Genomic DNA, 16,614 nt, shown 5'->3' on the forward strand with positions numbered 1-16,614 from the left:
CTCAGTCTGCAAATCGGCCTTGAAGGTGCTCGGCACGAAATTCCAGGGTTTGCGGGCGATAGCCAGGGCGCAAGGGTGGGGTGGGCAGGCAGTCGTCCCACGTCGCCCTGGCCTGCAACTCGCCGGGGCCACGATAGCGGGGGGCGGCGTAGACGTTGTCGGCCAGGTTGACCGAGTCGCCCGGTGCATAGGCGGCGACGCGCCAGCGCAGTTCGGTCAGCGGTACATCGTTGCCGTTGTTGAGGGTCAACTTTAGCGGGCGGTCGGCCGGGCACTCTTGCGGGGCGTAGCTGATGCGCAGTTCCAGGCGCGCCAGTTGCGAGGCTTCGCGGTTGTCCAGCCATACCACCCAGATCGCCACGAAACCCAGGCCCACGGCGGCGGCCAGCGACACCGGCAAGGCTCTGGCCGGGTAGCGCAGTAGCAGGACCAGCCAAGTGATGATCAGTAGAACGCCAAAAAACATGATGACAGTCTCATATGCGGATAAAACATCCTACTCGCGGGCGGGTGTGGATGCCTAACGCAGGATCAGTTTTCCTGTGCGAGGAACCGGCCCACGCATTTTGTCCACAGAGCTATAACAGGGAAGTACGGATTGTCCAGGATGTACTTATCGCAGTCTGATCAAGTGAGATAAACGATGACTATTGCAGCCCTTCTTGCTCCTGAGGTTACCTCTTCCCTAGCGTCGGTGGCGACCGCGCTTATCACATCTTCAAAAGTGGCTGAGCAGTCCCACCCTGCATCGCTCACGCAAACGATTGATGCGGCAGGATCACACCCGTTTTCGCGTAGGCAGGCTCAGAAGCTGACAAACCTGAAGCAAGCCATGCTGCAATCGCGTAACTGTGACATGAGCGCCAAGGGTGTGGGTATTGCCGTGGGCGGCATGGCCGTGCAGGAGGCTGGGCAAAAGTTAGCTGCCAGTGGTGGCCTTCTCTCCAAAGCCTTGGGTCTAGTGATGATTGTGGGAGGCAAGGTTGCCCAAGCGCATGGCGCCGAAAAATTCGATCTTGCAGGACGTCCGACGATCGCCTTCGGGAGCTCGCCCGAGTGGGACTGCCGACGCCGCTGAAACCTACCACCCCAGGTGTTTATTGGCTTCGAGACACGAACCAGTGTGGAGTCTTTTTACAAAAAACCGGGTACGCAGACGCTCTGTAAGCCCTTCAGTAACCCTACTGCCATCTTACGAAGTGAGATCCACCATGGCCATTCCAAACATCCTCGCTCCTGCGCAGATTTCTCCTGTAGTACCTGCATCCGTACCAGCGCCTGTCGTGCTGGGAACAATCGATCAAGCCCCCAGGGAGGAGGTCAGCTCGCGCCTATTCCCTCGTATGCAAAACATGGGGCTTACAAACCTGCGACAAACGGTTCTGCAAGGCGTCAATGACAAACTGAATGCGTACTTCTTTCCACCGCTCTACAACGATAAAAAGGACAAAGCCCAGGGGGCCGCTCTGACCGTTGTCGGGGGAATGGCCAAGGTGCTCGGAAAGACGGTGTCCAACTCCGGGGGATTTGCCTCCAAAGCCGCAGGTGGGGCGCTTATGTGGGGAGGGAAGGCCGCTGAAAAACTTGGCAAGGATCAATTCAAAAACGCGGGGAAAGATCACTCCAGCGGCAATTACAACGCCTTTTCCCCAAGAAATTGGGGCGTCAACTCGATGGGACACAATGGGGCCGTCCGCTGATAGGTGTAGAGAACCCTTGAACGAGAAAAGCCCCCACCCAACCCACTGCGGATAGGGGACGCAATGGGCTGGGCGAGGGCTTCTTGTACGACTGTTTTACTGCGCGATAGTTTTCACCGACACGCCACGTTCTACCGGTGTGGAGCGACCGTAGATATCTTCAAAGCGCTCGATATCGTCTTCACCCAGGTAGCTGCCCGATTGCACTTCGATGATCTCCAACGGGATCTTGCCCGGGTTGCGCAGGCGGTGCACCGAGGCGATCGGGATGTAGGTGGACTGGTTCTCGGTGAGCAGGAACACGTTCTCGTCACAGGTCACTTCGGCCGTACCGCTGACCACGATCCAGTGTTCGGCGCGATGGTGGTGCATTTGCAGCGACAGGCACGCGCCCGGCTTGACCGAGATGTGCTTGACCTGGAAGCGGCCGCCCATGTCCACCGAATCGTAGGAGCCCCACGGACGGTACACTTCACAGTGGTTCTGGGTTTCGCTGCGGCCCTGGTCGTTGAGGGTGTTGACCATCTGCTTCACGCCCTGGACCTTGTCCTTGTGGGCAATCATCATCGCGTCCTTGGTTTCCACCACTACGATGTTGTCCAGGCCGATCACCGACACCAGTTTGCCGTTGCCGTGGATCATGCAGTTGCGGCTGTCCTGGATCACCACGTCGCCTTTGCTGACGTTACCGTGGACGTCTTTGTCGTTGACCGCCCACAGCGAGGCCCAGCAGCCCACGTCGCTCCAACCGGCACTCAGTGGCACCACACAGGCGCGCTGGGTTTTTTCCATCACGGCGTAGTCGATGGAATTGTCCGGGCAGCAGGCGAAGGTGGCTTCGTCGAACGACACGGTATCGGCGGTCTGTTCGCTGCGTTCCAGGGTCAGCAGGCAGGTGTCGTAGATGTCCGGGTCGTGCTTTTTCAGCTCTTCGAGGAAGCGGCTGGCGCGGAACAGGAACATGCCGCTGTTCCAGAAGTAACCGCCGCTTTTGACGAACTCGACGGCGCGTTTTTCATTGGGTTTTTCCACGAACTGCTCGACGCGGCTCACGCCTTCGGGCAGCAGCGAATCGTTGGTGGACTTGATGTAGCCATAACCGGTTTCCGGGCGGGTGGCCGGCACGCCAAACAGCACCATCTCGCCACGCTCTGCGGCCACGGTGGCCAGGGCCAGGGCGCGTTGCAGGGCTTTCTGGTCGTCGATCACGTGGTCGGCGGGCAGCACCAGCATCAGCTCGTCACGGCCTTCGTTGACCAGCATCATCGCGGTGAGGGCCACGGCCGGCGCGGTGTTGCGGCCGAACGGCTCCATCAGGATGCGTTGGCTTTCCAACTTACGGGCGGCCAGTTGTTCGTTGACGATAAAGCGGTGGTCCTTGTTGCAGACCACGATCGGGGTGTCCATGCCTTCGAACACCAGGCGCTCCAGGGTCTGCTGGAACAGCGTGTGTTCACCGGTCAGGGCCAGGAACTGTTTAGGGAACTGTTTACGGGAAAGCGGCCAAAGACGTGAGCCGCTACCACCGGAAAGGATGACTGGAATCATGGGTGTTTCTCCTTGAATCGATATGGGTCAGAGCTACGAAGGTTTGTCGTTTCACTCTTGTTTTTGTCTCGGTCCGGGTTGGTCTCAACCAACCCGGAAAAATGCTTCAGCGGGTCGACACTGGGCGCTTGACCCAGACTGGCGAGAGGCTCGAACCGGAGCCCGTCACATACAGCACCGCCGCTTCACCGCGTTCCAAGGCAACCGGCTTCACATCGCCGACTTTCTTGTCACCGTCATACAACGCCAGGCTTACTTTCACCGGGTTGATCTCACGCTCGCCACGGCCCTTGGCTGCCACTGACTTGACCACATCCGTCTTGCCATCCGCGGTTTTCAGGGTCAGGGCCTTGTCGCTGAGGTTCTGCACGCGCACCAAGGATTTCTGCTTGTTCTTGAACGGCGGTTCTTCGATCAGTTGTGGCTGGCCGCTGCCGCTGTTTACCAGGGTGTAGTAGTGGTCCGGAGCGAGCTTGACCGGTACGGTCTGGCTGCCGACCTTGGCGCTGTAGTCACCGCCGGGCATGAAGCTGAAGTCGCTGCTGGCCAGTGGGGCCACGTCGCTCAGGTTGGTGGCGCCGACGGTAGCGCTGACTTCCTGGTTGCTGGCGTTGTAGATGCGCACGAAGCTCGAGCCTTTTGGCGCGGTAGGGCCGTACAGGGCAGCGTCGCCACCGGCGAAGGCGGACATCGATACGAAGCTCAAACCGGCTGCGATGGCCAGGGTTTTAGCGAGACGACGAGGAGTTGTAGTGAAAGTCATGTGAGTTACCTCTCTTTCAGTTTTGCGCCCGGTCGGGCGTCTCGGATTTAGTGTTGATGGCCATGTTCTGTTGGCGCGAACCGGCTTGTTTAAGCTGCGCAACCCACGCGGGGTCGGCATCACCGATTTCGTTGTTCACGGGCAGATAACGTTCAGGAAACTCCCAGATCAGCACCTGGGGCGGGCTGTTCTTGAAGTCATCGCTTTTCAGGTAGCTGAGCATCGGCAGGATCGGGCCGTGGCCGTCTTCGGCGTAGCTGACCACGTCGCTGCCCAGGGCTTGCTTGAGGGCGCCCACGAAATTCCAGTTGGGGTTGGCGCTGTAGCTGGTGCCCACCAGCGCCACCGGGGTTTCGCTGTCGCTGAACAGCGCGTCGTCACCTTTGGTTTCGGCCAGGTGCGTGACGCGTTTTTGCAGCGGCTCTTGCGGCGGCATCAGGTTTTCGAACAGCGGGTCCAGCGGCAGGAACAGACGCAGGTCGCCTTTGTGCGGTGTGGTGCTTTCGGCCTCGGTGACAAAACGCTGGGGCTCGCCGCTCAGTGGGGTCTTGGCGGCAATGGTCTTGGCCAATTGCTTGGCCGCGATTTCAGCGCCGTCCGGGGTCCAGTGGGTGTCGGTGCGCAGGAACACCTGCTTGCCGCCGAGCTTGGCCTGTTGCAGCGGGCCGAGCAGGTCCGGGGCGATGATCTTGTCGGCGGCGACACGGGCGTGGAAGTCCTGGTACAGGTTGGCGTGGATGCTCGCCGGCTTCACTTCACCCAGGTGTTCCGGGTATAGGCGCACCTTGGCCGGCACGATCGCCATCACCAGTTGGATGCCCTGGGCCTTGAGCTTCTGGCGTACGCCTTCGACCAGCGCGTAGTTACCTTCCAGGTTCTGGTCTTCGTTGACGGCGGGGTTGAACTCCTCGTCGCTGTACAACCAGTGATCGCGGCCCAGCACCACGCCGGGACGGCCTTCATTGAACAGCTTGTAGTCCAGCGCCGCCCACAGGTTGGTGCCCAGGCGCTTGATCGGGAACTGGTCGTCGTAGTGGGTCTCGACCGCCTTGGTCCAGCGACCGTTGAGCACGGTGGCGTCGGCATTGGTGCTGAAGCCGAAGAAGCTGCGCAGCGACCAGGCGCCCAGGGCGAGCAACACCACCAGGAACAGGCCGATATAGAGGACGCGTAATGAACGGGTCATGGTCGGCTCCCTCAGAATTGGAAGTAAAGGAACGGCGAGAAACTCTGCGCCGACAGTTTGAGAATCGACGCCACGAACAGCAGCAGCACCGCAGCGCGCATGGCGTAGCGTGGCCAGTCAGCGGTCCAGTAGGCCGGTTGCACAGCGGCATCCTGGCCCACGGTGAAGCCGGGCTCGTGGATGCTGCCGGGGTTGTCGCCCGGCACGGCCTTGATCAGGCTCGGGTCGGCCGGCTTGGTCTTCTCGGCAGGGCGATTGGTGTAGAAATCGCGCAGGCCGAAGAACGCCAGGGTTGCGTAGGCCACCACCAGGGTTGCCACTTGCAGGCCGGTGAGGTTGGCGCGGTTGAGTTCCGACAGCGACCACTCGCCAAAGCTGAACATCGCACCGTACATACGGCCGGCGACGTGCAGGTTTTCGGCGCGGAAGATCACCCAGCCCATCACCACCAGCAGGAAGGTGAAGGCCCAGCGCACGACGTTGAAGCTGCGTGGCGCGGTGTTGAGGCCGATGGCTTTTTCAATCGCCAGCCACATGCCGTGCCACGCGCCCCATACGATGTAGGTGATGTTCGCACCATGCCACAGGCCACCGAGCAGCATGGTCAGGAACAGGTTGCGGTAGGTGGTCAGCGTGCCTTTACGGTTGCCACCCAGGGTGATGTACAGGTAGTCACGCAGCCAGGTGGACAGGCTGATGTGCCAGCGCCGCCAGAACTCGGTGATCGACTGGCTGATGTACGGCTGCTTGAAGTTTTCCATGAAGCGGAAGCCCATCATCAAGCCCAGGCCGATGGCCATGTCGCTGTAGCCGGAGAAGTCGAAGTACAGCTGCGCGGTGTAGGCCAGCGCGCCGAGCCAGGCATCGCCGGTGGTGGGGTTCTGCAGGGCGAAGCAGTGGTCGGCGACGACTGCCAGGGTGTCGGCAATGAACACCTTCTTGATGAAGCCCTGCATGAACCGCGTGCAGCCCTCGGAGAATTTGTCGAGGGTGTGGGTGCGGTTGTTGAACTGGTCGGCCAGGTCGCGAAAGCGCAGTACCGGGCCGGCAATCAGGTGCGGGAAGATCGCCACGAACGCCGCAAAGTCGATCAGGTTGCGGGTCGCCGGGGTATCGCCACGGTACACGTCGATGATGTAGCTGATCGACTCGAAGATGTAGAACGAGATACCGATCGGCAGCAGCACGTGCGTCAGGATGAACGGCTCAAGGCCCGCCGACTTCATCATCACGTTGATGCTGTCGACGCCGAAGTTGGCGTACTTGAAGTAGCCGAGGATGCACAGGTCGACCGCCACGCCGAGCAGCAGCCAGCGCTGGGCCGGCTTGGTGCGCACACCGGCGGCACCGACTTTCAGGCCGATCCAGTAGTTCCACAGCGTCACGGCGGCGAACAGCGCCAGGAAGTCCACTCGCCACCAGGCGTAGAACACGTAGCTGGCAATCAGCAGCAGCAGGTTGCGATAGCGTTGCCCGCTCAAGTAGTACAAGCCGAGAAAGATCGGCAAGAACAGAAACAGGAACACATTGGACGAGAAAACCATCCCGATCTCTCCATGTTTAACCAACAGTCAAGGGCCAGAGCCCCCCCAAACCCCCCCACGAAAAATCGGGGGCGGGCCGTACAACATTCCAACTGACGAAACCGACTCGAACTGTGGGAGGGGGCAAGCCCCCTCCCACATGTTTTACCGCGTTTCGTCAGGAACCTTTGTTGCCTTTCTCATGCGTCGGGTCATAGACCTTGGTCAGGTCGCCCCCGAGGCGGAAGGTCTTGAACGGCTGCATCCCATGCTTGCGCTCGAGCACATCCGGCGCGCAGGTGTAGAGGGTGCAGAAGGGTTCGAGCCAGGCGAATTTCATGTCCTGCTTCAAGTCCTTCATGTCCTGTTCCTTGCCGTTCTTCTGTTCGAAGATCTCGGGATCCTTGACCCCGGCGAGCACTTTGTCGCCCAGGCGCTTGAGCGCGCCGTTGTTTTCCTGGCGCAGGTCCACGCCATTGACCAGGGCAAAGCTGGCGATCATCGACAGCGGCGGCAGAGCGTAGTTGTGGTACGACAGGGCGCGTTGCTGACGCTTCAATTCGTTCGGCAGGAAGCCCTGGTCGTCGACCTGGTTCACGCCGACCTTGTATTCCTTCACCGCCCAATCAAACAGATCGCGACGGTTGGTGGCGACGGACGTTGCCATCACCGACCAGGCGGCCCAGTAGGAATGGTTGTTGGTTTTTTCCAGGGGCAGGTTGTCCCAGTCGCTGACCACTTGATCGGCGAGCTTGTTGAACCAGGCTTCGATCAGTTGCGATTCCTGCTGGTGATTGGCCAACGGGTGCGAGTCGGAGAACTTCAGGCGCACATAGGCCGAGGCCATGCTGCCCAGCGCCCACTTGCGCATGGACTTGCCGGTATGGTTGAAGTCCTTGGACATCAATGCATCGGCCTTGGCCCACGACACCAGCCAGTTCAGGGTGCATTCGAGCTGCTCGGGGCGGCCATCACGCATGAACTGCATCACGCGTTTGCTGGTGTCTTTTTCCAGCTTGGTGATGTCGGCGGTGCTGTCGCGGAAGGCTTTTTCCGACTGCACGTTCAGGGTAGAACGTGCCTTGTCCGAGCCTTCGTACTTGCTGCGAAACTGCAGCGGCCCGGTGTAGGGCGCCGGCATGGTGTCGCAGTTTTCCTTGAAGTCGCCGGTCTTGAACGCTTCAATCGGTGCGAAATAGCCTTGTGGCGGACGCAGCGGTGCGGCGGCGTTGACGGAGCCTGCGAACATCGCCAGGCCCAGCAGCGTAGGGATCAGTAACTTCTGCATAGGTAACCTCATTTCCCAGTTGAAGCGGTCTGTTGACCACCGGCCGGGAATACGTTGCGTGTGCAAATTTTCGCTTCGACCTTCTGCGCAGCAGCGCCCGCTTCGGGACCCTGCACTTCCACGGCCAGCAGGTTCTGCGAGGCCCAGTCTTCATCGGTGCGCAGTTCAAAGGCGAAACGCCCGTCTGTATCGGATGTCTCGGGTTTCTCGATCTTGATGTCCTCGTGGCGCCCGTTCATGTACCAGAGGGTGGCTTGCAGGGTTTTCACCGACGGATCGGCGAAGCGGATATCGACCTGGTGATTGGCATTACGCAGGTCTTTGTTCGAACTGTTCACCAGCAATTCGTTCTTGCCGGGTTTCAAGGTGGTGCTCGCGGTCATCTGCGCGGTCTTGCCTTCGCAGCCGTTGTCGAGCAGGGCCATCATCTGGCGGTAGATGGTCTCCTGGTCCAGGCGATACAGCGGCGAGAACTCCCAGATGAGGATTTTCGGCGGGGTCTTCTGGAATTCATCGCTGCCCAGGTACTGGATCATCGACCCTTCCAGACCGCCGCCGGGGAAGGCGACGTTGAGGATGTCGGCACCGATTTCCTGTTCCAGGAAGCCGGCGAAGTTGTAGTTCTTGCCGCTGTGGCTGGTGCCCACCAGGGTGATCTGCGGGTTGCCCGAATCGCCGAACAGATCGCCGTCGCCCGCTTCGCCCTTGGGCTCGGTGGTGAACTGGTCCATGTACTGGATCGCGTAGCTGGTGCCGCACAGTTGCCCGGCCATGTTGTGCAGGGTGCCGGTCTTGCCCATGCGCCCGGAGCGCTTGGTTTCGAATTCACGCTTGGGAATATCCGCGAACTCGGGCATCGCACGCACTTTGGCACCGACGATTTTTGCGGTGCGCTGGGCGCCGTACGGGGTCCAGTGCTGGTCGCCACGGAAGTAGAAATCGTGGGCCGGCAGCTCATCCGGCAGTTGCTCGTTGGTCAGCGGCGACAGATCCGGCACCACGTAGCCCATCTTGGCGAAACGGCCGAGCATGGTCTTGTAGTTGCCCAGGGCCTTGTCGAAGTCGAACTTGGCTTTCTCTTCCGGGTTGAGCTTGTTGCGGTTCACCAGCCCACGGGTCGGCTGGTAGACCACCACCAGTTCCACGCCCTTGGCCTTGAACGCGTCGTGCAGCTGTTGCATGCGCTTGTAGCCGGACGGGGTGGTGTCGAATTCGGTACGCAGGTCTTCCTGGGTGCGGAACAACCAGTCGCCCTGGGCTTGCACCAGGGTGGTGAAGTTCTGCTGATAGCGCGTGGTGTAGTTGCGCGCATCGTGGGCGGCCGGGCACAGGCTGCAGCATGGCTCGGCGGTGAAGGTCGGCGCCTTGACGTCGTCGGCGCGTACGCCCTGGCTGGCCGCGAGCAGGCCGAGGGTCAGACCCGAGAGGCTCAGCAGTTTGATCATGTGTGGGTGCATAAGGGTCATCCTCAGTCCTGCATTTCGGTCTGGCGTTCGACAGGGTCGATCAGCACGGCTTTCTGCTGGCGCACCAGCAGGTCGAGAATCTCTTCCTGGCGATCGCCAAGCACGCCGGAGAAGCTGATGCCGCTGGATTTGGTCGGTGCCAGCATCGATACGCGGTACAGCTCGATACTCAACGGCGAGTCGATGGACAGCGGCCCGCTGCCGTTACCCGCCAGTTCACCGCCCACCACGATCAGCGAGACCTTGGCGTCGAACGGGTCGAGGGCGATGTCGCGGTCGGTGTCGGTCAAATCCTTGATGTGGCCGTACACACCGGTCAGGCCGTTGGCCATCGCGGTGTTTTCGTAGAGCTTGATGTTCACACTGTTGCGCACGCGGATGCCGTGGCGGCGGTTGCTGATCACCTTGTTGCCCCACAGCAGGTTGTCGCCGCTCTCATAGAGGGTGATGCCGTCGGTGTGGTTGCGGTAGATCTCGTTGTCGGCGATCAGGTTGTTCACGCTGTTACGGTCGATCACCAGGCCCGAGAGCTTGTTGTCGTAGCTGCGGTTGTTGAAGATGAAGCTGTCGTTCACTTCACGGGAAATGATGATGCCGTGCTTCTTCTTGGTGCCGTAGACGGTGTTGTCCGCGATGATCAGGCCGTGGGAACGGTCGTGGGGGTCAATGCCGTAGACGATGTTGTCTTTGTAGGTATTACCCTTGATCACGAAGCCCGTGGTCTCGTAGCAGTAGAAGCCGTACCACATGTCCGAGAACTCGGAATCGATGATCCAGCCGGTCGGCTCCGGACGCTTGAGCACCTTGGCCATGTTCGGCGTGTACTGGGAAATACTCACCCCGTACGACTTACTGTTGGCGTAGCCGAAACTGGCCATCTTGGTGTTGGAAATGTAGGTTTCGGTACCGCCCCAGGCCAGCAGGAACGGGCGGAATTCCTTGGGCGACTTGAACAGCGCCGGGCCGTTGGCCTTTTCGCTCCAGCCGGTGACCTTGGTGTCATGCACAAACAGCTGGCCGTCGTTGATCAGGAACGAACCGCCTTCCTGGGACAGGCGCAGCTCCTGGGTCTTCTTGTCGATTTCCAGGATGCCCTTGCGCCCGACCACGATCGGCAACTTGGCCAGGAACACACCCGGCGAGGTCTCGCTCAGGTACTGCTTGGGCACCTTGCCCAGCAGGTCCTTGAGGTTCATGTAGCCGTCGTCGACAAAGATCGCCTGGGGAATACCGTGCTGGCGCACCACCCATTCGGCCATCTTGTTGTCACCGCCGATGAAGTCCTTGAGCGCGTCTTCCTGCATCATGCGGCGGATGCTGATCTTGCCCGGCTTGGTTCTTACGATCTTTTTTTCCATCGCCGCGGCGGTGTAGCCCGACAGGTCCGGCAGGGCCGGCTTGGCCATTTCCAGCGGCGCGGTAGGCGGGCTGGAGATGGTGTAGGTCTTGGCCTGCTGCAGTTCCTTGGCGATGGTCGGCGCCTTGGCCGCCGTATCGGCAAACGCTGTGGCGCTGGCCAACAGCATTGCCGCGACGAGTAGGCTTTGAGCATTCATTGGGCGGGCTCCCATCAGAATTTCCAGATCACGTCGACAAACGCGCGATGCATGTACGAGTCGACGTTGCTGCCATAGGCATCGCCCGGTTTGAACACGCCGGCACGCAAACGCACCAGCGCTGACGGCTCATCGATCGACTGGCTGAGCGCAGCCGGCAACAGGCCGGTCTTGAAGTACTTAGTGACCACCAGGTCCATCTCCTGGCCCAGGTCTTTCTTGCCATCTTCAAGAGGCAGGGAAGTACTGGACAGGATCGCGCCGGTGACGTCGTCGGTGTTGTTCTGCACCGCATCGATACCGTTGCTGCCCACCGGCTTGTTGCCGTCGACACGCCAGAACTTGTGGTACACCAGGCTGGCGTCGTAGTCCTCGCGCAGCTGCCAGGAACCGAACAGGCTCATGGCCTGCATGTTGTTCATTTCGCCACGGAAGGCTTCACCGAAGCGGTGCACGCGGGACTGGGTGCCGGTCCAGTTCGAACGGTTGCTTTGCAGGCCGTTCTGCTCGTACTCGGCGCTGGCGCGGGAGTAGGCCGCGCCCACTTGCCACTGCGGGTCAAGGCGCAGGCGCACACCGAGGTCGGTGGCCCAGCCGCTCACGTCGTCGCTGCGCTTGGCGTTGGTCGGGCGGGTGCCGTCGGCATTCAGGGCATTGACCGAGTCACGGTCGCCGCGCATACCGGTGATGCTGGCCCAGTAGTTGACGGTGTTGGTATTGCGCCAGTTGTAGGCGTCGCTGTTGGCTTCGATGCCGAGCCAGGTCAGGTCGCCGTTTTCACGCTTGTCCAACGAGTCGGTGGGCACGCCCGGTTCCGGGTAGTCCAGCTTGCCGTTGTCATGGGTGTGGTGACCGCGCAGGCCGATCCACTGACCGGGCGTCCACTGGTAGGCGGCGTCGGCGTAGAGGTGCTGACGGTCCTTGTCCTTGGGCGACAGTTCCTTGAGGTCGGTGCGGTATTCGCTGAAACGTTCGGCGACGCCGACATTGGCCTTGAGCAGGGTCGTGTCGAAAGTCCAGTTCAGCGCTTCGATGTTGGTGTCGCGCCATTGGCCGTCGTCATTGCGCAGGCGTTGGCGACCCAGCTTGAGGATCTCGCCAGGGTAGGGCGTGAAGCCGCTGTAGCCGACCCAGAACTCGCGCATGGCCAGGTAGTTTTTCTTGGCCTTGCGGTCGTTGTTGGTGGTTTGCTGGTTCGCGTCATCGGCCGACTGTTGCAGCGTGTCGGTCTCGATGATGTCGCTGGACGCCACCGCCTGGCCCATGGCATAGGCGCTCCACGCGCCGCTTTCGCCGTAGATCCACGGGCGCAGGTCAAGGCCGATACCGTTGACGTCGCCGCCTTTTTGCGTGCCGAGGTCGCGGTCATCTTCGGACTGCGCGGTGGCTTTGACTTCCAGGCCGAAGTTCTTGGCTTCGGTCAGCGCGGCCAGGGTCGGGCACGACCACAGCAGGGCGAAGGTCAGGCCGATGCCGGCCTTGACGAATGGGTTGAGCTTCATAGGGATTCCTCGCCGTCGTCTTCTTCATCCAGGGCGTGCAGTTGCAACGTGCTCTGGGCCAGGGTGCCGCGGGCGGCCAGTTCCTGTTGCACCAGGCGTTGGCCCTGGGCGCGTTGTTCAGGCGTCAAGGGCGCTTCAAGCTGGGCGGCCAGGTCATTGGCTTCCGGGGTGTCCTGGGCTTTGGCCAATTGGCTGAAGACATAGGCGTTCAATGGGTCGGGCTTGGTGCCCTTGCCTTGGGAAAACAACTGGGCGATGGCGAAGTCGGCACTGTTCTGGCCGTTGCGCGCAGCGGTCAGCAAGTGGTCGAGGGCTTTTTGCGGGTAGACCTTGCCCAGGTAGCCACGGCGATAGATCTGGCCGAGGTAGTAATCGGCGGCCACTTCCTTGCCCACGGCTTTTTCGAAGTGCGCTTCGGCTGCCTTGGCATCCGCCGGCACCCACTTGCCTTCGTAGTAGAGCTTGCCCAGCAACAGTTCGGCGCGCGGCTGGTCGGCGGCGCGGCCGTTGTCCAGGTACTTCATCATCTGGTCGACGTCACCGAGTTCCGGGAAGTCATAGAGCAGTTGCGCCAGGCTGACCCAGGAAGCCGGGTAGCCGGGGGCGATTTTTTCCAGCAGGGCCTGGGCGGTTTTTTCGTCCGGCTGGCCGAGGGTGGCGTCACCCAGCACACGCGCCACGCTGTCGACACGCTGTGCGGTAACGGTGCCACGGCTGTAACCGGCTTCCATTTGCTTGAGCAGTTCGGCCTGTTTTTCCGGCTCGGCTTTTTTCTGGTAGACCGTGGCCAGTTCGACGTAGCAAATGTCGGTGGTGTTCAGCGCGGCTTTGCAGATGCGCTCCACGTCATCCAAGTGCTGGTCGTAGGTGTCCTGGGTGCGATACAGCAGCACCTGGGCCAGGCCGGCTTCCGGGTAACCGGCGGCCTGCCATTGGCTGATCTGCCGCTGGGCATTCACGTTCGGGAAGCTGTGCGGGTATTGCAGGTACAGCATCGCCAGCGGAATCAGGGTGTTGCCTTCGCCATTGGCAAAGGCTTTTTTCAGCAGGCCTTCGGCTTCATGGTGTTCGGCTTCGGTGCTGCCGGGCTTGGCCACCAGCAGGCGACCCAGGCGCGCCTGGGCGCGGGGCGAGGTGTCCGCTGCCGCACGGTAGGTGGCCTCGGCCTGTTTGATTTGCGCCGGATCGCGAGTGCCTACCTGGATGTCAGCCAGGCCCACCTGGGCCTCGCTGTAGCCCAGGTCTGCCAGTTGCTGGTAATTCTGCTGCGCGGTGACGGTGTCGCCACGCTTGAGCGCTTCATTGGCCAGGCGTTGGTCGGGCAGGCCGGCGCAACCGGCGAGGGCGATGGCCAGCGCCAGGGGCACCGGCAGGTTTCGAAGGGCGCTCATGATTAAAGACCCGCAGCCATGGCTTTATCGATCAGCCAGTTCAGCGATGGGCCACGGTCGCTGGTGACTTCCACCGGGCGACCGGCGTAGGTGCTGTCCAGCGGTGCGTCCGGCTTGATCTGCACGCGGATGTCGGAGGACAGGTCGGCGCTGTTCAGGCTGGTGCTGCTGACGATGGTGCCGGTGCGGATCTGCTCCTCGTCGGCCACCTGGAAGCTCACCGGGGTACCTGGGCGCACATCGGCGAACTGGCGATAGGTGAAGCGTGCTTCCACGTTGGCCTGGCTGCCGCGTGGGACCAGTTGGAAGATCACGTCGCCCTTGCTGGCGTACTGACCGTCAGCCACCAGTTGCTGCGCCACCACGCAATCGCACGGCGAAGTCAGGGTGCCGGTCATTTGCTTGCCGAACAGCTCTTCAACCTTGGCCGGTTGCAGTTGGTCTTCGTCCAGGTGGCCCTTGAGCACGTCGAGCATGCTGGTGCTGAAGGTCGCCAGTGGCGCCCCTTTGGCGGCGACCGCGTCACCCTTGAGCAGGCTCTGCACGGTGCCGTCGCGTGGCATGGTCACGTTCATGCCGGGTACGCTCACCAGGCCGGCCTGGGCATGGCTGACGAAGTACATGCCGTACACCGACTTGAAGACGAAACCGAAAGCCGCCAGGCCGACGATGAAGATACCCGCGCTGAACACCACGGCGCGCAGGCGGCCGGCGGCGCTCATGTTGCTGCCGCTGTCCTTGACCTTGCGTGCCTTGGTGAAGTTGTCACGTTGCAGGGTCGCCAGCACGTCGCCCATGGTCACGATGTCACCGGACAGGTGCGAGGTGATCAGATGGCGCAGGGTGGAAATATCCTGGGCGTCGAGGTTCTGGAACTGGCACCCGGTGCGGCCGGTCTGGCGGTCGTAGGAGCGGATCTGCAGTTCCACGTCCATGGCCAGGCCAAGGTTATCGATGACGAATTGCAGGCGGCCCTTGTGCACTTCGCCGACGGTCAACGGCTGGGTGGCGGTGAACGCCAGGCCGCCGGCGGACAGGTCGATCACCCGTGCTTCGGTCTGGGTGCGGTCGGTGTTGAAGAAGCGCAGCTTGGCCGGGATTTTTACGCGGGCATGTTGGCGCTGGGCTTCGGATTCGTGGACAACATTGGCATTTACTTGGCTGTTCATCAGGGCAATTTCCTAGAGTTAATTCAGGCTTGGCAGGGTCAGACCATCATCAGCAACACGGCAACGAAGATGCTGCCGGCGGAGAAGGTCATGGTCCGAGACGACCAGGTGTTGAACCAACGTTGAAAGCTGGCCAAATCGCGGGTCAGTTTGGTGTCCTGGCGGGTCCAGGACTGTTGATCGAGGCGGAAGAACACGTAGATCTTCACCAGCGCGCCCATGATCTGGTTGTAATAGAGAATCACCGGGTACGCAGGGCCGATCTTGTGGCCGGAGCACGACAGCAGCAGGGTGAGAATCAGGCGAGTGATGCCGATCCACAGCAGGTACGCGAGGATGAAGGCGCCGCCGTATTTGAAGGTGGCGATGATCGCCACGGTCAGGCCGAGCAGGGACGTCCACATCGACACGCGCTGGTCGAACAGCACGATGCTCGTGAACAGGCCCAGCCGACGCACACCCAGGCCCAGGGCACGGGAATTCTGGCGCAGGTTATTGCCGTACCAGCGGAACATCAGCTTGCGGCTGGCCTTGATGAAGCTCTTTTCCGGCGGGTGTTCCACGGTGTTGATCGCGGCATCCGGCACGTAGAAGGTGTCGTAGCCCAGGCGCATCAGGCTGAACCAGCTGGACTTGTCGTCGCCGGTGAGGAACTTGAAGCGGCCCAGGCGCCAGTGTTGCAGCGAGTCGCTTTCCACGTCGGCGATAAAGCCCGGGTCGGTGACCACGCTGGCACGGAACACTGACATGCGGCCGGTCATGGTCAGCACGCGCTTGGACAGGGCCATGGAGCACATGTTGATGTGACGCTGGGCGAAACGCAGCTTGTGCCACTCGCTCATGATGTAGCCGCCGCGCACTTCGCAGAACTCGTTGGTGGTCAGGCCGCCGACGTTGCCGAACAGTTGGAACCACGGCACGGTCTTGCGAACCACGCCTTCGGCGAGCACGGTGTCGCCATCGATCACGGCAACCACGGCACGGTCGTCCGGCAGGTGGCGGGAGATGGCGCGGAAACCGAAAGCCAGGCCGTCGCGTTTGCCGGTGCCGGCGATGCGCACGAAGTCGAGCTTCACGTGCTCCGGTGGATTCATGCGTTCCCACAGGCTCTTCACCAGCAGCTCATCGGACATTTCCACCAGCGAGCAGACCACGGTGGTGGGGAAGCCACATTCGATGGCTTCACGGATCACCGAGCTGTAGACCTGCGCGGTGGTCAGCGCGTCGATACGGAAACTGGTGACCATCAGGAACACATGGGACGGGTCGGCGGCCTTGCCCAGCTTGCGCACTTTGCGGCGCAGGTGCGGGTAGACCACGTACAGGAACAGCATGCCGCGAAAGAAATGCGTAGCACCCATCGAGTAGCGCCAGATGCCGACGGCGCCAATCAGGAAAATAAAATTCTTCGACTCGGAGTCGAACGTACTCGCCGGCAAGAGCAGGGCGAGTCCCATCAGCAGGCTCAAAAAGAACAGCCAGCCGGCGGATTGGAGCAGTACGTGTTTTAACTTGGACATAA

General features: G+C 61.3%; 14 protein-coding genes. 2 read left to right on the forward strand and 12 right to left on the reverse strand.

Annotation, left to right across the window (positions count from 1 at the left end; all coding sequences use genetic code 11):
- Position 1: 1 nt before the first annotated feature.
- A complete protein-coding gene (locus AC3WP7_RS01585; RefSeq protein WP_092240831.1) occupies positions 2-466 on the reverse strand; it encodes a multidrug transporter in 465 nt (154 codons plus the stop codon).
- A 177-nt stretch (positions 467-643) separates the two neighbouring features.
- Here AC3WP7_RS01585 and AC3WP7_RS01590 point away from each other — a divergent pair, with 177 nt between their 5' ends.
- Positions 644-1,078 carry a hypothetical protein gene (locus AC3WP7_RS01590; protein WP_093119719.1) on the forward strand — a complete coding sequence of 145 codons (435 nt, stop codon included), beginning with the start codon at positions 644-646 and terminating at the stop codon, positions 1,076-1,078.
- Between the two features lie 133 nt (positions 1,079-1,211).
- Complete coding sequence (locus AC3WP7_RS01595; protein ID WP_139217557.1) at positions 1,212-1,700, forward strand: hypothetical protein; 489 nt, start codon at positions 1,212-1,214, stop codon at positions 1,698-1,700.
- Between the two features lie 96 nt (positions 1,701-1,796).
- Here AC3WP7_RS01595 and AC3WP7_RS01600 read toward each other — a convergent pair whose 3' ends face one another.
- From AC3WP7_RS01600 to alg8, 11 genes are all read right to left on the reverse strand, one after another.
- Positions 1,797-3,248 (reverse strand): mannose-1-phosphate guanylyltransferase/mannose-6-phosphate isomerase, encoded by a 1,452-nt coding sequence (locus AC3WP7_RS01600; RefSeq protein WP_071488563.1) that lies wholly within the window; start codon positions 3,246-3,248, stop codon positions 1,797-1,799.
- A gap of 106 nt (positions 3,249-3,354) precedes the next feature.
- A complete protein-coding gene (locus AC3WP7_RS01605; protein ID WP_058422926.1) occupies positions 3,355-4,011 on the reverse strand; it encodes an alginate O-acetyltransferase AlgF in 657 nt (218 codons plus the stop codon).
- Positions 4,012-4,027: 16 nt separating this feature from the next.
- Positions 4,028-5,197, reverse strand: a complete 1,170-nt coding sequence (locus tag AC3WP7_RS01610; RefSeq protein WP_071488564.1) for an alginate O-acetyltransferase — start codon at positions 5,195-5,197, stop codon at positions 4,028-4,030.
- Positions 5,198-5,208: 11 nt separating this feature from the next.
- A complete protein-coding gene (locus tag AC3WP7_RS01615) occupies positions 5,209-6,741 on the reverse strand; it encodes an MBOAT family O-acyltransferase (protein WP_034118206.1) in 1,533 nt (510 codons plus the stop codon).
- Between the two features lie 157 nt (positions 6,742-6,898).
- Complete coding sequence (locus AC3WP7_RS01620; RefSeq protein WP_092240845.1) at positions 6,899-8,008, reverse strand: mannuronate-specific alginate lyase; 1,110 nt, start codon at positions 8,006-8,008, stop codon at positions 6,899-6,901.
- A gap of 8 nt (positions 8,009-8,016) precedes the next feature.
- A complete protein-coding gene (locus AC3WP7_RS01625) occupies positions 8,017-9,465 on the reverse strand; it encodes an alginate O-acetyltransferase (protein WP_102591655.1) in 1,449 nt (482 codons plus the stop codon).
- Positions 9,466-9,476: 11 nt separating this feature from the next.
- Entirely contained in the window at positions 9,477-11,045 is a 1,569-nt protein-coding gene (gene algG / locus AC3WP7_RS01630) for a mannuronan 5-epimerase AlgG (RefSeq protein ID WP_071488566.1), read from the reverse strand.
- Positions 11,045-12,532 carry an alginate export family protein gene (locus AC3WP7_RS01635; protein ID WP_092240847.1) on the reverse strand — a complete coding sequence of 496 codons (1,488 nt, stop codon included), beginning with the start codon at positions 12,530-12,532 and terminating at the stop codon, positions 11,045-11,047. The genes algG and AC3WP7_RS01635 overlap by 1 nt, the downstream gene beginning before the upstream one ends.
- Positions 12,529-13,923: an alginate biosynthesis TPR repeat lipoprotein AlgK gene (algK, locus tag AC3WP7_RS01640; protein ID WP_071488568.1), complete on the reverse strand. Its 1,395-nt coding sequence runs from the start codon at positions 13,921-13,923 to the stop codon at positions 12,529-12,531. The genes AC3WP7_RS01635 and algK overlap by 4 nt, the downstream gene beginning before the upstream one ends.
- Positions 13,924-13,925: 2 nt before the next feature.
- Positions 13,926-15,092: an alginate biosynthesis protein Alg44 gene (locus AC3WP7_RS01645; RefSeq protein WP_071488569.1), complete on the reverse strand. Its 1,167-nt coding sequence runs from the start codon at positions 15,090-15,092 to the stop codon at positions 13,926-13,928.
- A gap of 38 nt (positions 15,093-15,130) precedes the next feature.
- The gene (gene alg8 / locus AC3WP7_RS01650) at positions 15,131-16,612 is read right to left on the reverse strand and encodes a mannuronan synthase (RefSeq protein WP_162276396.1); all 1,482 of its coding nucleotides are present in this window, start codon (positions 16,610-16,612) and stop codon (positions 15,131-15,133) included.
- Between the last annotated feature and the right edge of the window lie 2 nt (positions 16,613-16,614).

Source organism: Pseudomonas sp. FW305-3-2-15-C-LB1, from assembly GCF_058787615.1.